Origin of the sequence: Xanthomonas bromi, from assembly GCF_900092025.1 — a bacterium.
In the GTDB taxonomy this organism is placed as follows: domain Bacteria; phylum Pseudomonadota; class Gammaproteobacteria; order Xanthomonadales; family Xanthomonadaceae; genus Xanthomonas; species Xanthomonas bromi.
This window is the reverse complement of the sequence record NZ_FLTX01000020.1, coordinates 23,177-42,324: the sequence shown is the minus strand read 5'-3', so window position 1 is coordinate 42,324 and position 19,148 is coordinate 23,177. Positions and strand designations below refer to the sequence as shown.

At 63.6% G+C, this 19,148-nt stretch carries 16 protein-coding genes, 1 tRNA gene and 1 pseudogene; 14 read left to right on the top strand and 4 right to left on the bottom strand.

Annotation, left to right across the window (positions count from 1 at the left end):
* The first annotated feature begins 110 nt into the window (after positions 1–110).
* The 8 genes from XBLMG947_RS07245 to XBLMG947_RS07215 all read left to right on the top strand — a co-directional run bounded on the left by XBLMG947_RS07245 (position 111) and on the right by XBLMG947_RS07215 (position 8,980).
* The gene (locus XBLMG947_RS07245) at positions 111–1,421 is read left to right on the top strand and encodes a site-specific integrase (RefSeq protein WP_139074371.1); all 1,311 of its coding nucleotides are present in this window, start codon (positions 111–113) and stop codon (positions 1,419–1,421) included.
* A gap of 235 nt (positions 1,422–1,656) precedes the next feature.
* Positions 1,657–1,842: a helix-turn-helix domain-containing protein gene (locus XBLMG947_RS07240; RefSeq protein WP_065467288.1), complete on the top strand. Its 186-nt coding sequence runs from the start codon at positions 1,657–1,659 to the stop codon at positions 1,840–1,842.
* A gap of 1 nt (position 1,843) precedes the next feature.
* The gene (locus tag XBLMG947_RS21280) at positions 1,844–2,224 is read left to right on the top strand and encodes a hypothetical protein (RefSeq protein ID WP_083992926.1); all 381 of its coding nucleotides are present in this window, start codon (positions 1,844–1,846) and stop codon (positions 2,222–2,224) included.
* 3 nt (positions 2,225–2,227) lie between these two features.
* On the top strand, positions 2,228–5,791 hold the full coding sequence (locus XBLMG947_RS07235; RefSeq protein WP_065467286.1) for a plasmid replication protein, CyRepA1 family: 3,564 nt from the start codon (positions 2,228–2,230) through the stop codon (positions 5,789–5,791).
* An 88-nt stretch (positions 5,792–5,879) separates the two neighbouring features.
* Positions 5,880–6,122 (top strand): MerR family transcriptional regulator, encoded by a 243-nt coding sequence (locus XBLMG947_RS07230; protein ID WP_245228126.1) that lies wholly within the window; start codon positions 5,880–5,882, stop codon positions 6,120–6,122.
* 864 nt (positions 6,123–6,986) lie between these two features.
* Positions 6,987–7,718: a hypothetical protein gene (locus XBLMG947_RS07225; RefSeq protein WP_065467282.1), complete on the top strand. Its 732-nt coding sequence runs from the start codon at positions 6,987–6,989 to the stop codon at positions 7,716–7,718.
* Between the two features lie 74 nt (positions 7,719–7,792).
* On the top strand, positions 7,793–8,092 hold the full coding sequence (locus tag XBLMG947_RS07220; protein ID WP_139074370.1) for a hypothetical protein: 300 nt from the start codon (positions 7,793–7,795) through the stop codon (positions 8,090–8,092).
* Positions 8,093–8,752: 660 nt separating this feature from the next.
* Positions 8,753–8,980 (top strand): helix-turn-helix transcriptional regulator, encoded by a 228-nt coding sequence (locus XBLMG947_RS07215; protein ID WP_065467278.1) that lies wholly within the window; start codon positions 8,753–8,755, stop codon positions 8,978–8,980.
* Between the two features lie 292 nt (positions 8,981–9,272).
* Here the strand turns inward: XBLMG947_RS07215 and XBLMG947_RS07205 are convergent.
* Positions 9,273–9,348, bottom strand: a tRNA-Phe gene (locus XBLMG947_RS07205).
* Between the two features lie 180 nt (positions 9,349–9,528).
* On the opposite strand from XBLMG947_RS07205, the gene XBLMG947_RS07200 reads away from it, so the two are divergent.
* From XBLMG947_RS07200 to XBLMG947_RS21270, 6 genes and pseudogenes are all read left to right on the top strand, one after another.
* Positions 9,529–10,059, top strand: coding sequence for a lipocalin family protein (locus tag XBLMG947_RS07200; RefSeq protein WP_065467274.1), 531 nt, complete (start codon positions 9,529–9,531; stop codon positions 10,057–10,059).
* Positions 10,060–10,179: 120 nt separating this feature from the next.
* Positions 10,180–10,656: an LEA/WHy family protein gene (locus tag XBLMG947_RS07195; RefSeq protein WP_065467272.1), complete on the top strand. Its 477-nt coding sequence runs from the start codon at positions 10,180–10,182 to the stop codon at positions 10,654–10,656.
* A 37-nt stretch (positions 10,657–10,693) separates the two neighbouring features.
* Positions 10,694–12,487, top strand: coding sequence for an acyl-CoA dehydrogenase C-terminal domain-containing protein (locus XBLMG947_RS07190; protein ID WP_065467270.1), 1,794 nt, complete (start codon positions 10,694–10,696; stop codon positions 12,485–12,487).
* A gap of 354 nt (positions 12,488–12,841) precedes the next feature.
* Positions 12,842–13,498 (top strand): HNH endonuclease, encoded by a 657-nt coding sequence (locus XBLMG947_RS07185; RefSeq protein ID WP_065467268.1) that lies wholly within the window; start codon positions 12,842–12,844, stop codon positions 13,496–13,498.
* 434 nt (positions 13,499–13,932) lie between these two features.
* Entirely contained in the window at positions 13,933–15,849 is a 1,917-nt protein-coding gene (dxs, locus tag XBLMG947_RS07180) for a 1-deoxy-D-xylulose-5-phosphate synthase (protein WP_065467322.1), read from the top strand.
* Between the two features lie 81 nt (positions 15,850–15,930).
* A pseudogene (locus XBLMG947_RS21270) lies at positions 15,931–16,686 on the top strand (IS5 family transposase).
* Positions 16,687–16,748: 62 nt separating this feature from the next.
* Here the strand turns inward: XBLMG947_RS21270 and XBLMG947_RS07165 are convergent.
* The 3 genes from XBLMG947_RS07165 to XBLMG947_RS07155 form a co-directional block, all read right to left on the bottom strand.
* On the bottom strand, positions 16,749–17,765 hold the full coding sequence (locus tag XBLMG947_RS07165) for a TraB/GumN family protein (RefSeq protein ID WP_065467266.1): 1,017 nt from the start codon (positions 17,763–17,765) through the stop codon (positions 16,749–16,751).
* 91 nt (positions 17,766–17,856) lie between these two features.
* Positions 17,857–18,318 (bottom strand): cupin domain-containing protein, encoded by a 462-nt coding sequence (locus XBLMG947_RS07160; RefSeq protein WP_065467264.1) that lies wholly within the window; start codon positions 18,316–18,318, stop codon positions 17,857–17,859.
* A 34-nt stretch (positions 18,319–18,352) separates the two neighbouring features.
* Complete coding sequence (locus XBLMG947_RS07155) at positions 18,353–19,147, bottom strand: WecB/TagA/CpsF family glycosyltransferase (protein ID WP_065467262.1); 795 nt, start codon at positions 19,145–19,147, stop codon at positions 18,353–18,355.
* Position 19,148 lies beyond the last annotated feature (1 nt).

Sequence of the window (19,148 nt, the reverse complement as noted above, 5' to 3'; positions counted from 1 at the left end):
TACACACGTAACTAATTGATTTTTGGTGCACCATCGTCCACCCTTGTCCGAAGGTAGCCAGCGACAAACGGCAACCATACGGCAACCAGAACCGACACGGGGATAAGACGATGGGAAAGAAAGCGGCCGTGCAGGCCATGCTTACGGACAAGGCATTGCGGGCATTGAAAGCGGGCGAATGGGCTTCCGACCCAGCTGCACGCGGCGCTGGCCGATTGCAGGCGCGCAAGCTGGCTGGGGGCGACATTGCCTGGTACTACCGCCACACCACGGTAGACGGCAAGCGGGATGCGCTGCCGCTCGGCACGGGCCTTGACCTCAAAGCCGCCCGCAAACGAGCTGGCGACTTGTCCAGACGCTACCAAGCTGGCGAACGCGACTTGCGAGCAGTGCTGGAGGCAGAACAGCGAGAAGCAGAGCGGGAACGGGCCAGCGCAACCGCAGCCGAGATTGCCAAGGCGATGCGCGAAGATGGCACGTTGGGCGTGCTTCTTCTTGCCTACTGCACGCAGCTTGCGCGCGATGGGAAGGTCAGCGCGCCAAAGGTAGAAAAGTCGATCAGGCTGCACGTGGAGCAAGCCTGGCCCAAGCTATGGGCCACCCCTGCGGCAGATGTGACCCCCGACGACCTATTGCCGGTCATCTCCCGACTGGCAGACATGGACAAGCTGCGCGAAGCGGATAAGTTGCGAAGCTACCTCACTGCGGCATACACCGCTGCCGTGAGTGCGAGGCAGAACGCGCGCGCCCTACCCGCTCTGCGTGAACTCAGGATCACGGCGAACCCCGCGCGCGACCTGACAGCTATCGAAGGTGCCAGCAAGGCACGTGACCGTGCGTTGAGCGTCGCTGAACTTCGGGCGTATTGGCAGCGCATCTGCGCACTCGCCGAGCCGGATGCCGCTTTGCTCAAGTTCCACCTATTGACTGGCGCGCAGCGTGTCGAACAACTGGCGCGCCTTACGGTGGCTGATCGGGATGCAGACACCGGAAGCATTCGGATGCTCGACGGGAAAGGGCGGCGGCGCCAGGCGCGCGTGCACGTGGTCCCATTGCTTCAAAGTGCACGGAATGCGGCAGATACGATGCAGGATGGCAAGCTCGGCGTGCACGTGTTTACCGTCGATCAAGGCCGAACGGGCGCTGGTTATTACGTGTTGCAGCACCGCGTCCGTAATGTCGCCCTGGCGATGCAGGAAGCCGGCGAACTTGATGGCGCCGTTTTCACCGTAGGCGACCTTCGCCGAACTGTGGAAACGCGGCTGGCCGCCGCTGGGGTTGGTGTGGACGTGCGCGCACAGCTTCAGTCGCACGGTCTCGGCGGCGTCCAAAACCGCCACTACGACCGGCATAACTACGCGGAAGAGAAGCGCGCCGCGCTGGAAACCTTGCAGCGGATAATCCAGAACGACCAGGGATAAATATTATTATTAATCCCAATAGAACAATCTTCGGGGAGCATTAGAACAATGGAGCGCCAATCCATCACGCTGGATCATCCTGGCTAATTGCGAATCATCAAGCCAGTGCAATGGCGGGGCATTCACGTAAGGGAAGACTATCCAGCATTAACCAGCCGGTGTTCAATCCATTTGTCCGCACCAAGGCGGACTGGCGCAGACAAGAACGTCCCGCCACGGTTAATGGTGAGCCCACATGCAAGAAAAACTCTGCTTATCTGTTAAAGAAGCCTGCGCCGCACTCAGTGTAGGCAAGTCAACGTTTTACAGCCTGGTTAGCGCCGGGCAGATTCAAATATTCAAGATCGGGAAGAAAAGCCTCATCGCTCGCGACGAGTTGACCAGATTCGTGGCCGAACGTGCCGGCGAGGCCCGTGGCTAATATGCAGACCCAAAAGAAACGCCACGGGGCTAGCCGTGGCGCTCTGATCAAACCGAACCGCGAAGTTCCCTGCCAGCATGGCAACGGCAACACATCGGTGGCAGTCGCTGAATTTCCGTTAGATGTTTGGCGGACTTCAGCAGCCTATAGCCTTTCCCAAGCCTCGCGCGCGAAGAGCTCTGGCGAACTAAAATACCACCTTCGGCATTGGGTCATCCGGCATGCGTGTTACATGCGCGGCGTCCATTCCAACTGGCCTGACTACGCCTGGGCGACGTTCGCATCCGCCATCACCGCGAGTGGCCTGCAAATAAAATTCCACCGAAATGATGTTCGCGCAGTCTGCCGGATGGCTGATCGCATCGCGCGCGGTGAAGGCTGACCGATGCAGCGATTTTCTGAATTTGTGGCGGCGCGCTGGCCGACGCCGGAAGACGCTCTTTTTGAATTCTTCGCCGACGCTCAGGCTGCGGCGCTGGAAGTCGGAGCGCAGCTGACCGAACTGCCGGACCTGGACGGCGTTAGGCGCTACCTGCCCAGCCAGTCCGGCAACCGCGATAAGCGGCAGTTCCATGTTGCCAGCGTCACCACCGACCACGATGGGACTTCCTGGCCAGCGATTACGTTCAGGTCGTTTAAGCATGGCGGCGCTTCGCGCTATTGGAAGCCACGTGACTTGGCCTGGAATATTTTCCTGCGCGACGGCCGTGAAGACATTGGCGCAGATGCCGCCCGAGTGGCCGCCTACGGCGAGCGTGCGCGGCTGGCAAACACGACAGCGCAGGCGCGAGCCGTAGAGCGGGACGCTGCTGACCAGCTTGGCCGCGTCGCCGCTGCCGATGCGGCGCGTATCGCCTGGGACGCGGCTTCGCTTGACTGCGGTGCGCATGCCTATCTGTTGCGCAAAGGCGTCGCGGCATACGGTCTGCGCGTCGCGACCTCGAATCTGCGCGCACGGCTTTGGGACGCCGAGCGGGCGCGATGGATCGATGATGCGATTGTCGTGCGCGCTGGCGATCTGTTGGTGCCTGTGCGCCTGCCAGACGGGCACCTAATCAATGTGCAGCGCATTGATGCGGTTGGACGCAAGTTATTTCTGCGTGGCGGACAGAAGCGCGGTGGATTCTTGCGGATAGAAGGCGTCGGCCGCACGTGGCTGTGCGAAGGAATGGCGACCGGCGCCAGCGTCCATGAAGCGACCGGCGCCACTGTGGTCGTGGCGTTCGATGCTGGAAACCTAATTCACTTCGCTAGTCTGGCCGACGCAGTTGCGGCGGATAACGATGCCAGCGGCACCGGCCAGCGTGCCGCAGAAGCAACTGGCCTGCCGTGGGCATGCCCCACCGCCGTGGGCGAAGATTTCAACGACATACACCAACGCCAGGGCATCGAAGCCGTACGCGCTGCCCTGATGAACCTGCGCCAGCCGCCACTGCCCGAAGCGCCCGCATACGCTCGGCCGTTCGAGCTACCTGCGGCGGATGTCCCGCCGGGCCGTGCCGACGCCCTGCGCGCCCTTGGGCGCCTGACTGACGCTGACCAGGCGGCGGCCTTCGCATGGGCATTGGCTCGGCGCCTGTCGATGGGCGTCCCGGCGCGCGGTGAGAGCATCGAATCAATTTCAAAGACGCTCCGCGACGCGCTCCCCCGGCCGATCCTGGCCGGCGCCACCATCGACGCCATCGCTGCCGGCATTCGATGGATCATCGACCGACGCCGAGCCGGTGCGCTTGCGGCCGTGCGTCCGTCTGCTGGCGTTCTGGCGCGGCACACCGTCGAGCAGCGCGACAGCCTGCCGATGCTGCGCGCGGATGACTATCGCGGGGTGATTGTGCTGCGCGCACCGATGGGGAGCGGGAAGACGCAGCGCGTAGCTGCACCATTCGCTGAGTGGGCCATCCGCCAGGATGGACGCTTCGTTGCGCTTGCACACAGGCAGAGCCTGATTGCCGAGCTTGCCGACCGGCTGGGCACCAGCCATTACCAGCGTGTGGCCGGTGGTGATGCCGTGCACGTCGATGCGGTTGCCACATGCCTACCGAGCATAGTCAAAGCCGACCATGCACAGATTTTCCGCGAATGTCGCTGGCTGTTCATCGACGAGATTTCGCAGGTTGTGCGTAGCTTGGCGGCCCGCGTCACCGTGGCCGACAAAAAGCAAATGGCCGATGTACTCGTCGCACTGCGCGATCTGGTCTCACGCGCTGAGTGTGTGATCGTAGCGGATGCAGGCATCGACGACCGTACCATCCAATTTCTTGAATCATGCCTACCTGGCGAGCGCTTCCGCGTGATCGACGCCGACATCCAGAAAGTGCACGCGCAGGAAGCAGAATTCGGCTTCGGGCCGGAAGCGCTGCACCACACCTATGGCGACATGCTCGCCGAACTGGCCGATGGGCGCCGCTTGTGGGTGGCCTGTGGCGAGAAGTCACGGGCGATCGAATGCGCGCGGCTGCTAGAAACCTGCGGCCGGCGCGTGCTACTGGTGCACTCCGATAACGCCGGCAACCGCGAACAGTCGGAATTCCTCGCCGCACCCGACCGGATGAGTCGCCTTTACGATGCTGTTGTAGCCTCACCGGTAATCTCGTCGGGCGTCAGTATCGAGCATCGCGAATTCGGGGCTTGGTTCCATCGGGTGTTCGTGCTTGCGTCCGGCTCTACAGTGACCCCGGCCGACGCGATGCAGATGGCACGTCGTGTACGTTACGTACCAACCCTTTCGGTGGTGGTCACAGCTTCTAACCGCAGCGAGATTGAGTCGGCCGATGCAATTCTGTCCGGCCTGTCTGAGGCCGCGTCCCTGGAAGGCCGCGCACCGACGCCGACCGACCTGGATGGCCTCGTCGCCGACATCGAAGCCGGTGATGCTAGACAGCGGGCGGATTTCGCCGGCGGGCTGTGGTGGTTGCTGGAAGCGGCCGGATGGGCTGTCAGGCCAATGCAGATCGGCGACAGTGCGGTGAGCGCGGAGTCGATGAAACTGCTGCGCGCAGATATCAACCGCGAACAACGAGACTCACTGCTGGCTGCGCGTGATTTGACTGACTTCGAAGCGCGGCGACTGCGTGAGCGGCCGGCGTTGAGCGAGGCTGACCAGGCGGCGCTGCTGCGTCATCGGATCGTGCGCGACCTGGGGCTGACCGTCCAGCTGTGTGACGCCGACCTAGACGCGTGGGATGCAGGGCGCGGGCCACGGGCGTGGGACAGGTTCACGGCCGCGACCATGGGCACCGCCGAAGCTGCGACTGATGGCGGGGTGACCGATCTTCACCGGCTCCGGTTCGGCCGCGCTCGGGTGGTGGCGTATCGGGAATTGTTCGCAGGGTGCAAGCTGGCGCCGGGGTTCCGCGTCACTTCGGAAGTTTCGGGGGTGCTGCTGGGCCGCATGTACGCGCGGCGGCAGCTGTTGGCGGTGCTTGGGCTGGTGCCGGCCAAGTGGGCCGGGGATAGGTTCGGCATTCCGAGCGGTAGAGCGGCCACACAGGCGGTGATCGATTTATTTGAGCGCATGAGCTTGAAACTGATCCGAGCGCGCAACAACCGAAAGGCAAAAATGGGTGCCACAAGTGGCATGAAAACCTTAGGTTGTCATGTGGGTTGCGGCACCCATCGGGGCATTGTCGATGTCACGACCTGGTATGCCGTCGATTCGAACTCCTGGTCCAGAACAGCAGAGCTTTCCGCTCGCCGTAATTCCCGCCGCTTGCTGGATGCGGTGCCACGCGAGTCGGCTGACGATCGTTACTGGCACTTGGTACGTCGCGAGATTATGGCGCGAGCGATGGGCGCCGATGAGGCTGCGCGACTGATACAAGTCAGATCCCGAACTCAACCGGAAAGCAACACATGCAGGGATCATCTGGGGCGGACCTATGGCACAAAAGTGACGATCTTCTGGCTTAGAAGCATCTACGCACCTGATTGGTACCCACGAGCCGCTTAATAGATTACTGTAAAGCGTGTTCCAGATATTGCGGCAGGACAGTTGTTCTACATGGCTGAGGTCGGGGCGGACAATGACAACGATCCGGATGGGCCGTTCTGATCGCTCAATTCGCGCGGATTTGACAGCGAATCACGCAGAAGACCGTCAGACTTTTCTGACATCGGCACAGTTGGTGGAGCGCTGGAATGGCGCGGTTACGGCGGCCACGCTGGCCAACTGGCGCAGTCAAGGGCGCGGCCCGTCTTTCACGAAGCTGGGCAGCAAGGTGCTTTACCCGCTGGCCAGCCTGATCGAGTGGGAACGAGCCAACACGCACGGCCCAAATTAAATCCCATGCCCTATGCCGCGCCTTGTATGGGGCGGGGGTGGGTTGAGCTTGATCCGTCATTCGATGTGTTCTTCGATCGATCGCGCGTGATCGTGATGCCAGTGCGCTTGGTGGCGTGAGCGCGCTCGACTGATCGACACGATCGGTGCGTGCATGCCTGGCACATATGCCACGCCGATGTATTCCATTTCGATATGCCGACCGCTTCCGAACCATTCTGTGTGGCATGGCTGGCCGCCTGTTACCTGTGCTGGGCGGGCTGGGCGGGCTTGGTGGCGCATCAACCTGAACGGAGCGCTCAACCGTTCATGCCCAGACCGTATGTTAAGGCGAATGTTAAGGAATTATTAAGATACTTCCTGAGGGGGTGCCACTGCGGGGACGGAGACACCGCAGATATTCAAATGTGGCTGCCGAACAGAATCCAGTTTTCTTCTTACATCCATTCCATTTAGGAATATCAAATTACATTTTTATTCCTGTTTGGAATACTATTTCTCATGGCCGCTGTGTGTAAAAAGGCCAGCGAAAAAGACAGGCGCAGCCCTTCGCGGAAATTCTGGGCATGGTTCCGAGCGCGCCAACTCATGAAACTAGGTTCAGAAGCAAGCCAACGTGGTTTGCTCACCTGAGAACCCTACCCAGATGGACCTTTCCCAGCTTTTTCAAGCCGCACGCAATGCCAGCCCGGTGAATATTCGGCAGCCTGTCGGCTTTGCCGAGCCAACGCATTTCCTCCCAACTTCGACGCAGCAACAAAGCACGCTGCGCCTCGACCAAAGCCTCCCGAATCTAGCGAGCTATTTCAACGCAGACGGCGAGCTGCGTCGTATCCCCGAGGCACGGCCTGCTGTAACCGATGCAATGCTCGACCCCTTGTCCGCTGCCCGCGCACACAGCCGTGTCGCACAGGCAGGCTCGGTGCTGTTGCTGCGCGACCCGCACATCCAGCCGCAGCCTACCGGCCTGAGGGGCGAAGTGGTGCTGTCTCGCCAGGTGAGCGGCTTGACCGTCATCAAACCGCTTGCTCTGCGGCCTGTCGCCGATGGCGCGGGAATTCCGGACCAGACGGCGTTGCCGCTGCTGCAATCGAGCGTCGATTGGGCCGACGAACGCGCCACCCCGCTGTATGGCGCGCGCCTGGTGCTTAGCCGCGCCGACTTCCGCGACCGGCTGCACAACGGGACGCTCGAACAATCCCTACTCGCTTCGATCCTGGCCGGGATCGGCGCGATGGCTGACCAGGCGCTATTGACCGCCCTGAGTGGCGCCAACCTGCCGGAGTTCAGCCTCGCCGCTGCTGCTACCGCTGGCCTGCCCTTCAATTCGCTGCGCGCCCTGGTGGGCACCGCTGGCGCCGGTGCGTCGGTGGCCGACGACGGCACGCTGCGCGCCGCTCGTGTGCTTGCCGAACTGACCGACGCCACCGCAGGCACCTTCGTCGGTGCGTTCAACAGCGCCGCTGTCATGCTGGATCACGAAGCGCGTGTGATCGTCGATCGCGGCGCGACCGATGGCAGCCTGGTCGTGACCGTGTACGCAAGTGCGGCAGCACTCATCCCGGACCTGTCCAAATTCTGGAAGGTGGTGGCCTGATGGCCGCCCCTTTCGGCGACTCTGCGCCGGCAGAATTGCTGATCGCAGTGCGTGCCGTGCAGGCAGCGAGTGCAATGCGGTTGCAGGATGACGACGGCGTGCCGCGCGTTGCGGTGCAGGCCGAGGGCATCGGTTCGGTGATCGTTCGCTCAGACCGGCCAGACGAAACCACTGAGCGCATTCGCAAGGCCTGGCCGGCGTTGGATGGTGCGGGCGTGGATGTGGTTGCAAGGGAACTGGCCGCGCTCGCGCATGACTGCCTTACAAAGCCTGGCAAGGAAACTGCATCGCGTCGCGCCCAAGCTGCCGCAGAGGCGCGGCGCTGGGTGAACTCCTGGCGGTACGACTCGCACGACCTTGGGGGCGCGCAGTGATCGATCTGGCGCTACTGGCGTTGTTGATCGCGCAAGAACCCTCGCTCCCCTGGCTGGCCGTCCGATGCAGTGGCGGTAGCGGTGATGAAAGTTTGCCAGCGCCGCCCGCACCGCCTGTTCGCGCTCAATCCGCTGCCCAGCTGAAGCGAAAGATGAAGCGGCGTCCCGGCATGCAATCGACCGACTTGAGCGCTGGGTTCCTGGGGCGGCTGCGTTGATCGGCAGGGAATTTCTGCTGCCCGAATCGACGCGTGAACTGGCCGATATTATCGGCGTGGACAACGCGCTCGCCCTGGGCGGCCTAGTCCCCGCAAGACACTCGGGCGGAAATCGCGGGCGCCACGCTTCGATCTAAGTTTCAACGAAGGCAAGGGGCGTTGGGTTTGAACGAATGTCTGCGCTCATTGGCGCCGAGGCCGCGCAGAGAGTCGCAGCTGTTTTCGGTGGCACTCACCTACGCATCAACGCCTGTAAATCGTTTGCCGATCAGATACGCGATGCCTCTGTGCGGGACTATTGGCGGAATTCAACGCTGAGCGCTGTATGGGTCGCCTGGCTACATGCCATATCCGAGCGCCAGGTACGAAACATCACCAAGGGTGAGCCGCGCCCCGCCTTCGATGCGGCCGGCCGGCCGCTGAGAAAAAACAATCCACCGCTATGACGCACGCCTCAAACCTAATCAGCCACGCCGACACTGCCCGCCTATTGGGCTTGTGCCACAACACTGTCGCTGCGCTGGTGCGCGCAGGCGACTTCCCTGCGCCGATCCGGCTCGGCCCTCGCGCGACGTTTTACGACAGGCGAGAGGTTGTGGCATGGGCCGATTTCAAAATGCACACCAGGGGTGAAATCCGCCGCAAGCCCGGCAGGCAGAGTGCAGAGTGAAGGTCATCCGAATCATCACCCGCGCCGATGCGATCCGGCTTGGTCTGAAGCGCTACATGACTGGCAAGCCGTGTAAACGCGGCCACTTCGCGGAGCGGAGAACGAAGCAGGGTGACTGCACGACGTGCAACCAAAAGCGGACCGAGGACGTAACCGAGTGGATCGCAGCGCTATAACTGCCACGCGCGCGGGCTATGCTGACCTGCAAATCACAACGGCAACCATACGGCAACCGGATTAGAAACTGCGCAAATGAAAAAGGGCCTGCATTTCTGCAAGCCCTTGAATTCAATGGTGGCCGAGGACGGAATCGAACCGCCGACACGGGGATTTTCAATCCCCTGCTCTACCAACTGAGCTACTCGGCCACTGACCTGCAACACGATGCCTGCGTTGCGAGGACGCGCACTATAGCGAGCAGGGGCAGTTTGGGCAAGGGTTGCGACCAATTTTGTTACTGGCCGCGGTCGGCGCCACGTTTCTTGCGCCGGTTCACGCCGCGTGGCCGGGGGCATGGCCTAGCCTGCCCGCATCCACTGGAGATTGTCATGCGCCTGCCCCGCCTGCTGTTGTCGCTCATCGCCCTGCTGCCACTGACAGTGTTTGCGCAACAGCCGGTGCGTGCGGTGCCGCAGTTGGACATCTCCCGCTATGCCGGCCAGTGGCATGAGATTGCGCACCTGCCGGTGTCGTTCCAGAAAAAGTGCCGTAGCGACATCACCGCTAACTACACCTTGCGCGACGATGGCTTGGTCGGCGTGCGTAACGGCTGCCGCACCGCCGATGGCAGACTGACCCAGGCCGAGGGCGTGGCGCGACCGGTCGACGGCCAGCCCGGGCAGTTGCAAGTACGCTTTGCGCCCGAATGGTTGAGCTGGTTGCCGCTGGTCTGGGCGGACTATTGGGTGATCGCACTCGACCCGGATTACCAATGGGCGATGGTCGGTGAGCCGGATCGCAACTATCTCTGGATCCTGTCGCGCTCGCCACAGATGCAGCGCGCGCAGTTCGAACGGCTCAAGGCCCAGGCCACGCAGATGGGCTACGACCTGTCGCCGCTGATCGTGGCTGCGCCATGACTGTGAGCCTTCACCGACACCCAGGCGACTGATTCGCTACCGACGAGCGAGCGCGCAGGAGCAGCGACCGTACTGCGTAGTATTCTTGGCGCCGCCTGATTCCGCCAAGGACCCGAGTCCATGCGTCGTGCCTATCGCCTTCTTCTTGTGTGGCTGACCTGCGGGCTGTTGCTGAGCGCCTGCGGCGGCGCGGTCCGCCGCGTGTCCGAGCCGGCCGCCAGCATCCAGCAACTGACCGTGCGTGCCGACGGCTCCTGGTCGGTAGACCTGCGCCTGCAGAACTACAGCAGTATCCCCATGCAGTTCGAGCGCGTGGCGCTGGAAATCTCTGCAGGCGACCAGCTGGCCGGCAAGCTCGACCAGGCGGTCGGCATCTCGATCGGCCCGGAAACCGCCGACGTGGTCACCGTCACCTTGCAGCCGACGTCTCTGGGCCGCATCAGCGTGGCCGACGTGCTGGCGGGTGGCCGCTCGTTCCCGTACACGCTCAAGGGCACCGTCTGGGCCACCCCGCAGGACAAGAAACAGCGCGATTTCAAGGTGGAGTCGCGCAACACGCTCAGCCCGGCCCCCGGCCTCAACGGCGTGCTGCGCTGACGCGCACGTCCTCCCGCACCCGCTTCAAGGATCCCGCATGAGCAGCTATACCGCCCCGCTGACCGACTTCCGCTTCGCCCTGCACGACGTGCTGGGCGCCGAAGCCCTGTTCGCCCGGCTCGGCTACACCGAGGCCAGCACCGACATCATCGACGCGGTGCTCGAAGAAGCCGGCCGCTTCACCTCGCAGGTACTGGCGCCGCTGAACAGCGTGGGCGACGAGATCGGTTGCGCATTCGACAAGAGCACCCATGCCGTCACCACGCCACCCGGCTTCCGCGCCGCCTACGACCAGTTCGTGGAAGGTGGCTGGAACGGGCTCACCGCCGAGCCGCAATTCGGCGGCCAGGGCATGCCGCACACGCTGGGCGTGCCGCTGAGCGAAATGATCAACTCGGCCAACCTGGCCTGGGGCAATTTCCCACTGCTCTCGCACGGCGCCAGCGAAGCGCTGCGCCAGCACGGCGAGACCTGGCAGCAGGACGCGTTCCTCAAGCCGCTGACCGACGGCCGCTGGACCGGCACGATGTGCCTGACCGAACCGCATTGCGGCACCGACCTGGGCCTGCTCAAGACCCGCGCCGAACCCACCGCCGACGGTAGCTACGCCATCACCGGCACCAAGATCTTCATCACCGCCGGCGAGCACGACCTCACCGACAACATCGTGCACCTGGTGCTGGCCAAGCTTCCCGACGCCCCTCCGGGCGCCAAGGGCATCTCGCTGTTCGTCACCCCAAAGTTCAAGGTCGACCGCGACGGCGCGGTGGGCGAACGCAACGCGCTGCACTGCGGCTCGATCGAGCACAAGATGGGCATCAAGGGTTCGGTGACCTGCGTGATGAACTTCGAGGGCGCGCAAGGCTATCTGGTCGGCCAGCCGCACAAGGGCTTGCAGGCGATGTTTACCATGATGAATACCGCGCGCCTGAGCGTGGGCCTGCAAGGCATCGGCCTGTCCGAGCGCGCCTACCAGAACGCCTTGCGCTACACCCGCGAGCGGCTGCAATCGCGCGCGCTCAGCGGCGCCAAATTCCCCGACAAGCCGGCCGACCCGATCATCGTGCATCCGGACGTGCGCCGCATGCTGCTGACCATCAAGTCGCTGACCGAAGGCAGCCGCCTGCTGGCGCTGCATGCGGCCAGCCTGGTCGATGTGGCCCATCGCGGCGAAAGCGAACAGGAACGCGCCGATGCGGAGACGCTGGTGAGCTTCCTCACCCCGATCTCCAAGGCCTGCCAGACCGAATGGTCGATCGAAAACACCTACCACGCGTTGCAGTGCTTTGGCGGCCACGGCTATATCCGCGAATACGGCATGGAGCAGCTGGCCCGCGACGCGCGCATCACCACCATCTACGAAGGCACCACCGGCATCCAGGCGCTGGATCTGATCGGCCGCAAGACCGCCGCCAACCAGGCTGCAGGGCTGAAGCTGTTTCTGGCCGATGTGGAAACCTTCGCCAATGCGCAGCAAGGCAACGCCGCACTGGCCGAGTTCATCAGGCCGCTGCGCGATAAATGCAGCGAGTGGGCCATGCTGACCCGCGATGTGCTCGACCGCGCCGCACGCAACCCGGACGAACTGGGCGCTGCCAGCTTCGACTATCTGTTTTATTCAGGCTACGTGGTGCTGGCGTACTGGTGGGCACGCAGCGTGGCCGCAGCCGATGCCTCCGCGCACCACGACGACTTCAAGCGCGCCAAGCGCGAAACCGCACGCTTCTACTTCGCACGCGTGTTGCCGCGCACGCTGACCCATGCCGCCACCATCCGCAGCGGCGCCGCACCGTTGATGATGCTGGAAGCGGCGCTGTTCGGCGAAGTCTGAGCACGCGCCATGATCGCGGCGGGCTGCCGCTGTCGTAGGAGCAGCCTGGCCGCGATGAGGCGGTAGCGACCGGTCAAGCCGCGCGCGCAGGTGCGCTCCCACCGCGATCGCGAGTTTGCCGTTGGTGTAGAAGCGAACCCGGCTGCGATAAGGCAGCATCGATCGGTAAGGCCTATTGCCCAGGTGCGCTCGTACGAGTCACCAACGCCATCAACGCGTCCAAAGATCGATCCCGCAGGACGGCAGCATCGCGGCCAAGTCAGTCCTTGCGCAGCCATTAATTGCAAGACACGCGCCAAAGCCGTTCGCTGCGATACACAAACTGTCAACGATCGGGTATAAGCTGTCTTCCCGATGGAGACAGACACGCACATTCGTGATGTGATCGTCCCCGGAGGCAACTCTGCCCCGGACGCGGGCAGCGCTGTCGCTGCGATCCACAAACTCCCCACACTTCGCCTGCTGTCGCTCGATGCGCACGGCCGCGTGCTGGACTGGATCAATTGGCAAGACGCTGCCTGCCTGTACGCGCGCGACGCGGTGTCGTGGACGCTGGGCGAGCCCTGCATGCAAATTCACGGCGGCATCTCGCGGTTGACCGGCGAGCGCAGCACGCTGGAATTGCATCCCATCATCGCCGCACGCGGGCATGCCCGTTCGCGCGCACTGGACCCCACCCCCACCCTCAGCAACACCGCCCTGTTCGCACGCGATTCGCAATTGTGCATGTACTGCGGCCAGCATTTCAGCCGCCCGCACCTGACCCGCGATCACGTCATGCCGGTGTCCAAGGGCGGCCGCGACAGTTGGGAAAACGTGGTCACCGCCTGCTTCCAGTGCAACTCGCGCAAGGCCAACCGCACGCCGCAGCAGGCGCACATGCCGCTGCTGGCAGTGCCGTACCGGCCGAGCTGGATCGAGCATCTGATCCTGTCCAACCGCAATATCCTGTCCGATCAGATGGCCTTTTTGCGCGCCCAACTGCCCAAGCGCTCCAAGCTGTCGCTGTAAGCCGAGCAGCCACGCGTTGCGAATCCTGGCTACTCCGTGGCGCGCGCAGGCTTTGAATGAGCGCCGGTAGATCCAAGAGGTGGCTGACCCTGGACGTGCATGCGCGTGTCCCACTCGCGAAGCGTTGGCGCCACTATGCACAGCGCGTCCGAGGTGACGCCGAGCCCGGCCACGGCGATTCAACGCTGCCTCCCACACTTAATGACGCGGCATTTCCGCCAGCCCACGCATGCGCACGGGCGGCTAGCGCTCCAGGGACACAAGGCGCACCGGCGCATCGCCAGGTGCGGCAGATTGCCGCAGGCGTTCGTGATCGTCACGCACCCCAGCCGTGACAGCGCGCGTGCCCATCACTTCCCGCCGACAGCTGAACCGGTTGCTTGCCGGGCCTTCGCATGGGGAGGACAATACGGCTTCAGATTAATGACACGATGATGATCGACACCACCCGCTATCCGCGTCTGTCCCGTATCCAGACTCCCGACGATCTGCGCCGCTTCGACGAAGCCGAGCTGGCCGCGATCTCGGAAGAACTGCGTTCCTACCTGATCGAGTCGGTGGGCAAGAGCGGCGGTCATTTCGCGGCCGGCCTGGGCGTGATCGAACTCACCGTGGCCCTGCACTACCTGTATCAGACCCCGGTCGATCAGCTGGTGTGGGATGTGGGGCATCAGACCTACCCGCACAAGATCCTCACCGGCCGGCGCGACCAGATCCACACGGTCAAGCAGAAGGATGGCGTGGCGCCGTTTCCCAAGCGCGAAGAGAGCGCCTACGACACGTTCGGGGTCGGTCATTCGTCGACCTCGATCTCCGCCGCGCTCGGCATGGCCATCGCCGCGCAGCGCAATGGCGACGACCGCAAGGTGGTGGCCGTGATCGGCGACGGCGCGATGACCGCCGGCATGGTCTACGAGGCGCTCAACCATGCCGGCGGCATGGACCCGGAACCGAATTTGCTGGTGATCCTCAACGACAACCGCATGTCGATCTCCGAAGCGGTCGGCGGGCTGACCAAGATGTTGGGCCGGGCCAGCGGCAGCCGCACCTTCAATGCGATCCGCGAGGGCGGCAAGAAGATCCTCGGCGACAAGAAGAACAACCCCACTGCGCGTTTCGTGCGGCGCTGGGAAGAACACTGGAAAGGCATGTTTGTGCCCTCCACCCTGTTCGAGGAAATGGGCTTTCACTACACCGGCCCGATCGATGGCCATGACCTGCCCAGCCTGGTCGGCGCGTTGAAGACCCTGCAAACGCTCAAGGGCCCACAGCTGCTGCACGTCATCACCACCAAGGGCAAGGGCTACGAACTGGCCGAAGGCGACCAGATCGGTTATCACGCGGTCGGTCCGTTCGATCCGAGCAAGGGCCTGGTGGCCAAGGCCGGCGCCAAGAAGCTGACCTATACCGATGTCTTCAGCGACTGGGTCTGCGACATGGCCGCCGCCGAGCCGAAGCTGCTGGTGATCACGCCGGCGATGCGCGAAGGCTCGGGCCTGGTGCGTTTCAGCAAGGAGTATCCGCAGCGCTATTTCGATGTGGCGATTGCCGAACAGCATGCAGTCACGCTGGCCGCCGGCATGGCGACCCAGGGCGCCAAGCCGGTGGTGGCGATCTATTCCACCTTCCTGCAGCGCGGTTACGACCAGTTGGTGCACGACGTGGCGATCCAACAGCTGGATGTGCTGTTTGCGATCGATCGCGGCGGCGTGGTCGGCCCGGATGGCGCCACCCATGCGGGCAATCTGGATCTGAGCTTCCTGCGCTGCGTGCCGCACATGGTGGTAATGGCGCCGGCCGATGAGGCCGAATGCCGTCAGATGCTGAGCACCGGCGTGCAGTACCAAGGCCCGGCTGCGGTGCGCTACCCGCGCGGCACCGGCCCCGGCGCAGCAGTGGACACGTCCCTTGCCACCCTGCCGATCGGCAAGGCGCAGTTGCGCCATAGCGGCACCCGCATCGCCCTGCTCGGCTTCGGCGCGAGCGTGGAAGCGGCCGAAGCGGTGGGCCGCGAACTGGGCCTGACCGTGGTCAACATGCGCTTCGTCAAACCGCTCGACAAGACACTGTTGCTGGAGCTGGCAAAGACCCACGATGGCTTCGTCACCATCGAAGACAACGTGGTTGCCGGCGGCGCCGGTTCTGGCGTGTCGGAACTGCTCAACGCCGAAGCCATGACCTTGCCGATGCTGCACCTGGGCCTGCCGGATGCGTTCCAGCATCACGCCAGCCGCGAAGACCTGCTGGCAGAAGCCGGCATCGACCAGGCCGGCATTCGCGCCGCGGTGCTCAAGCGCTGGCCGCAGCTGATGACCGGCCAGACGCCGTCGTTGAACGCTGCGGCGGGCTGAGAACGGCTAGGGCCTGTCATCAATTGTCAGGATAGGCGATGCCGTCCTCCGCTCTTGCTCGATTTGCACCTTCCATCTGCAATGGCACGACGCTACGCGCTACGAAACGATCAATGGGATCGCATCCGCGATCTGCTCCCTGGCCGAGCTAGGCATGTTGGCGTAACCGCCAAGGACAACCGGCTGTTCGTGGAGGCCGTGCTCTACCGCTACCGAGCCGGTATCCCTTGGCGCGACTTGCCTGAGCGCTTTGGCGACTTCCGGGTGGTCCACTGACGGCATAGCCGCTGGAGCAGATCCGGCGTTTGGCAGCAGGTGTTCGAAGCGTTGTCAGAGGATGCGGACAAGCAGTACGCGATGATCGACAGCACCATCGTCCGGGCGCATCAGCACAGCGCCGAGGCAAAAGGGGGGCGGCGCAAGCCATCGAACGTAGCCGGGGCGGACTGAGCAGCAAGATCCACGCCGTCGTCGATGCACTGGGCAATCCAGTGGCCTTTCATCTGACCGCAGGCCAGGCATCGGATCTGGAAGGGGCAGATGCGTTGTTGCCGGACCTGTCATCAGTGGGTGCCTTGCTCGCCGATCGCCTACGACGCCCGGGCACGTGTCATCGAGCCGATGCAGCGGCTCGGCGCGTAGATCGTCATCCCTTCCCATCCGACACGCAACGTGCAGCGCGAATACGACCGGGCGCTGTACAAGGATCGACACCTGATCGAGAACTTCTTTGCCAAACTCAAGCAGTACCGCGCCATCGCTACCCGATACGACAAGAGTGCCCGAAACTTCCTTGGAGCGATCGATTGGATCGCATCGGTCATCCTGCTCAATTGATGACACGCCCTAGCTATGCTCGCGCTCAGCATGACGCGCCAAGCGCCCTCAACGACATCGCCTCAAGGCGCTTCCACGTCATAGCCCAGCGCCTGCAGGCGCGCCAGATAGCCATCCGGCGCGGTCAGCCGGCTGATTGACAACACCGCGAAGGTACTGCGATGACGTTGCAACGCGGCGGTGGCGATGCGCAGCCAGTGGTCGCGCATGCGCCGTTCCAGATCGTCGATGCCGCGCTTCTTGGCGGCACCGGAGCTGGCCACCGCATTCATGCAGGCGGCCTGCGGGTCTTCGCGCGGGAGCTGACGCAAGGCTTCGAGATCACCCACCGACCAGGCGTTGGCACGTTCCACCATCGTGGGAAGGTCGCGCTCCACCGTCACCAGGATGCTACGAAAACATTCGATGTCGTTCATGCCACCGGCGCGGAATTCCTTGAGCACCTGGCGCGGGTCAGCGATCTTGTAGTCAAGCGCGGTGGGCGTCGGCTTGATGCCTGCGCGCCTGGCGGCGCGCTCCACCACCGACCAGATCACCGGCGCTCGCGCCAGGCCCGAGCGCTTCAGCGCCGCCTGGTACAACTCGCCGGCCGCCAGCATCGGGCGCTTGCGCTCGACGCTTCGGTCGCTGCCGATATAGCGGGCCTTGACCACACTCCATCGCGCATACAGATCGGGCGGCAGCACCTCGCGCAATTCGCGGCCATCCTCGTTCTTCATTGCCTTCATCGCTGAGGGCAGCAACGTCAGTTTGCCGAAAAACCCCATGCCGACATCGAGCTCTATGGTCGGCGCCATCAATACCTGTTGGGACTGGCCGATGATGGTTTCCACTTCGGTCGATTGCCATTGCAGGCGTTTGGGCAGCGGCGACTGCGTGCCAAGGATCCACAATAGGTGGTCGCCCTTGCTGACTTTCCACAAGCCAGGCCCGGGCTGTACGCCGCGCACGACCATGGCCTCCAGGTCTACCACCGCCGGCTCTGGCGCCATCCTCTTGGGTGGCACAGCTTCGCCAGCGCTCGCCAACAGCGACACCACCATTAACCCTACTGCCCATCCCGCTGCCTTGCGTTGCATGGCGTGCCGCCCGCTGTTTGGGGCGCACAGTACGCGAAGCCGGCAGCGGCCGCGTTAGGGAAGCGTTCGGACGCGCTCTCGCCGTCGATGTTTAGCGTCGAAGCAGCGTCGCCAGGTATGCAGCCAGCGGCGAGCCGTCTTCGAGCAATGCAAAGCCTTCCCAGACAAATCCTGGCGATACCGTGCAGCCCACCAGGGTGAAGTCACCAAGCGAACGCGCTGCCTGCCAGCAGCCTGCCGGCACCACCTGCATCGGCTCGCCGCGCTCGGCGGCATCCACAATCACCCGCTGCAATTGCGCGCTGAAGGCGTCGTAGATCAACAATTCCAGCGCATCGCCCTGCTGCCAGTGCCACGTCTCCTCGGCATCCACGCGGTGCCACGCACTGCATTCGCCTGCACTGAGCAGAAAGCGGATGGCGGTCAACGCCGGGCGCGTCTGGCCATTGTCGGTAACCTGGCGTGCGGAGGCATACACGCGGCGATAGTGCCCACCTTCCGGATGCGGGGCGAGCTCCAGCGAGCGGATCAGGGCGGCGGCGGTCGGATGCATGCGTGCATGCTAGGCCAGACGCGCCACCGCTGCATCAGGGCAGCTGTTTGCCCGCGCGCTGACAGGTACGGAAGAACACCAGCAGATCCCAGCTATAGCGCTTGAGCAAACGGCGTGGCTCGTTGAGCAGCCGATACATCCATTCCATATGCAGGCGCCGCACCCACTCGGGTGCACGCTTGGCGGTGCCCGACAAGAAATCGAGCAGCGCGCCCACCCCGAAGACCAGCGGCACGCTCAGCGCATGGCTGTGGTCGAGGATCCAGCGTTCCTGCAGCGGGTTGCCGAACGCCACCAGCAGCACATCGGCACCGGAGCGATTGATGCGCTCGGCCAGGCCCTCGCCCGCCGCCGCGAATTCGCCATAGCCGTCGCACATACCCACCACCTGCTGCCCCAACGTCCCGGTCAGCGTGGCTGCAGCGGTCTTGCCGACCCCGGGACGACCGCCCAGGAGAAAGAACTTGAGCGGCTGCGCACTCTCACGGCACAGATACGGAATCAGGTCGGTGCCATTGAGGTTACCGGCGAAGCGGCGGCCGTGGATCAGCCGCGCGGCCAGATCCATGCCGATCCCGTCGTTCACGATGCGCACGCTGGGCTCACGCATGCGCTTGCGTAGCGCCTGGCACTGCACGATGAAATTGGTATTGGCGAAGAACACCCGCCGCGGCTGGCGGGCCACCAACGCATGGAACAGATCCAGCGCGAAGGCTTCCTGCGTGGTGGACAACACCGGAAAGCCACCTAACGGAATCACCACACCCGGCGGCGTGGTGCCGCTGGCAATTCCGGTTGTTTCCATATCCACGCGCTGGCCCTGCATCATC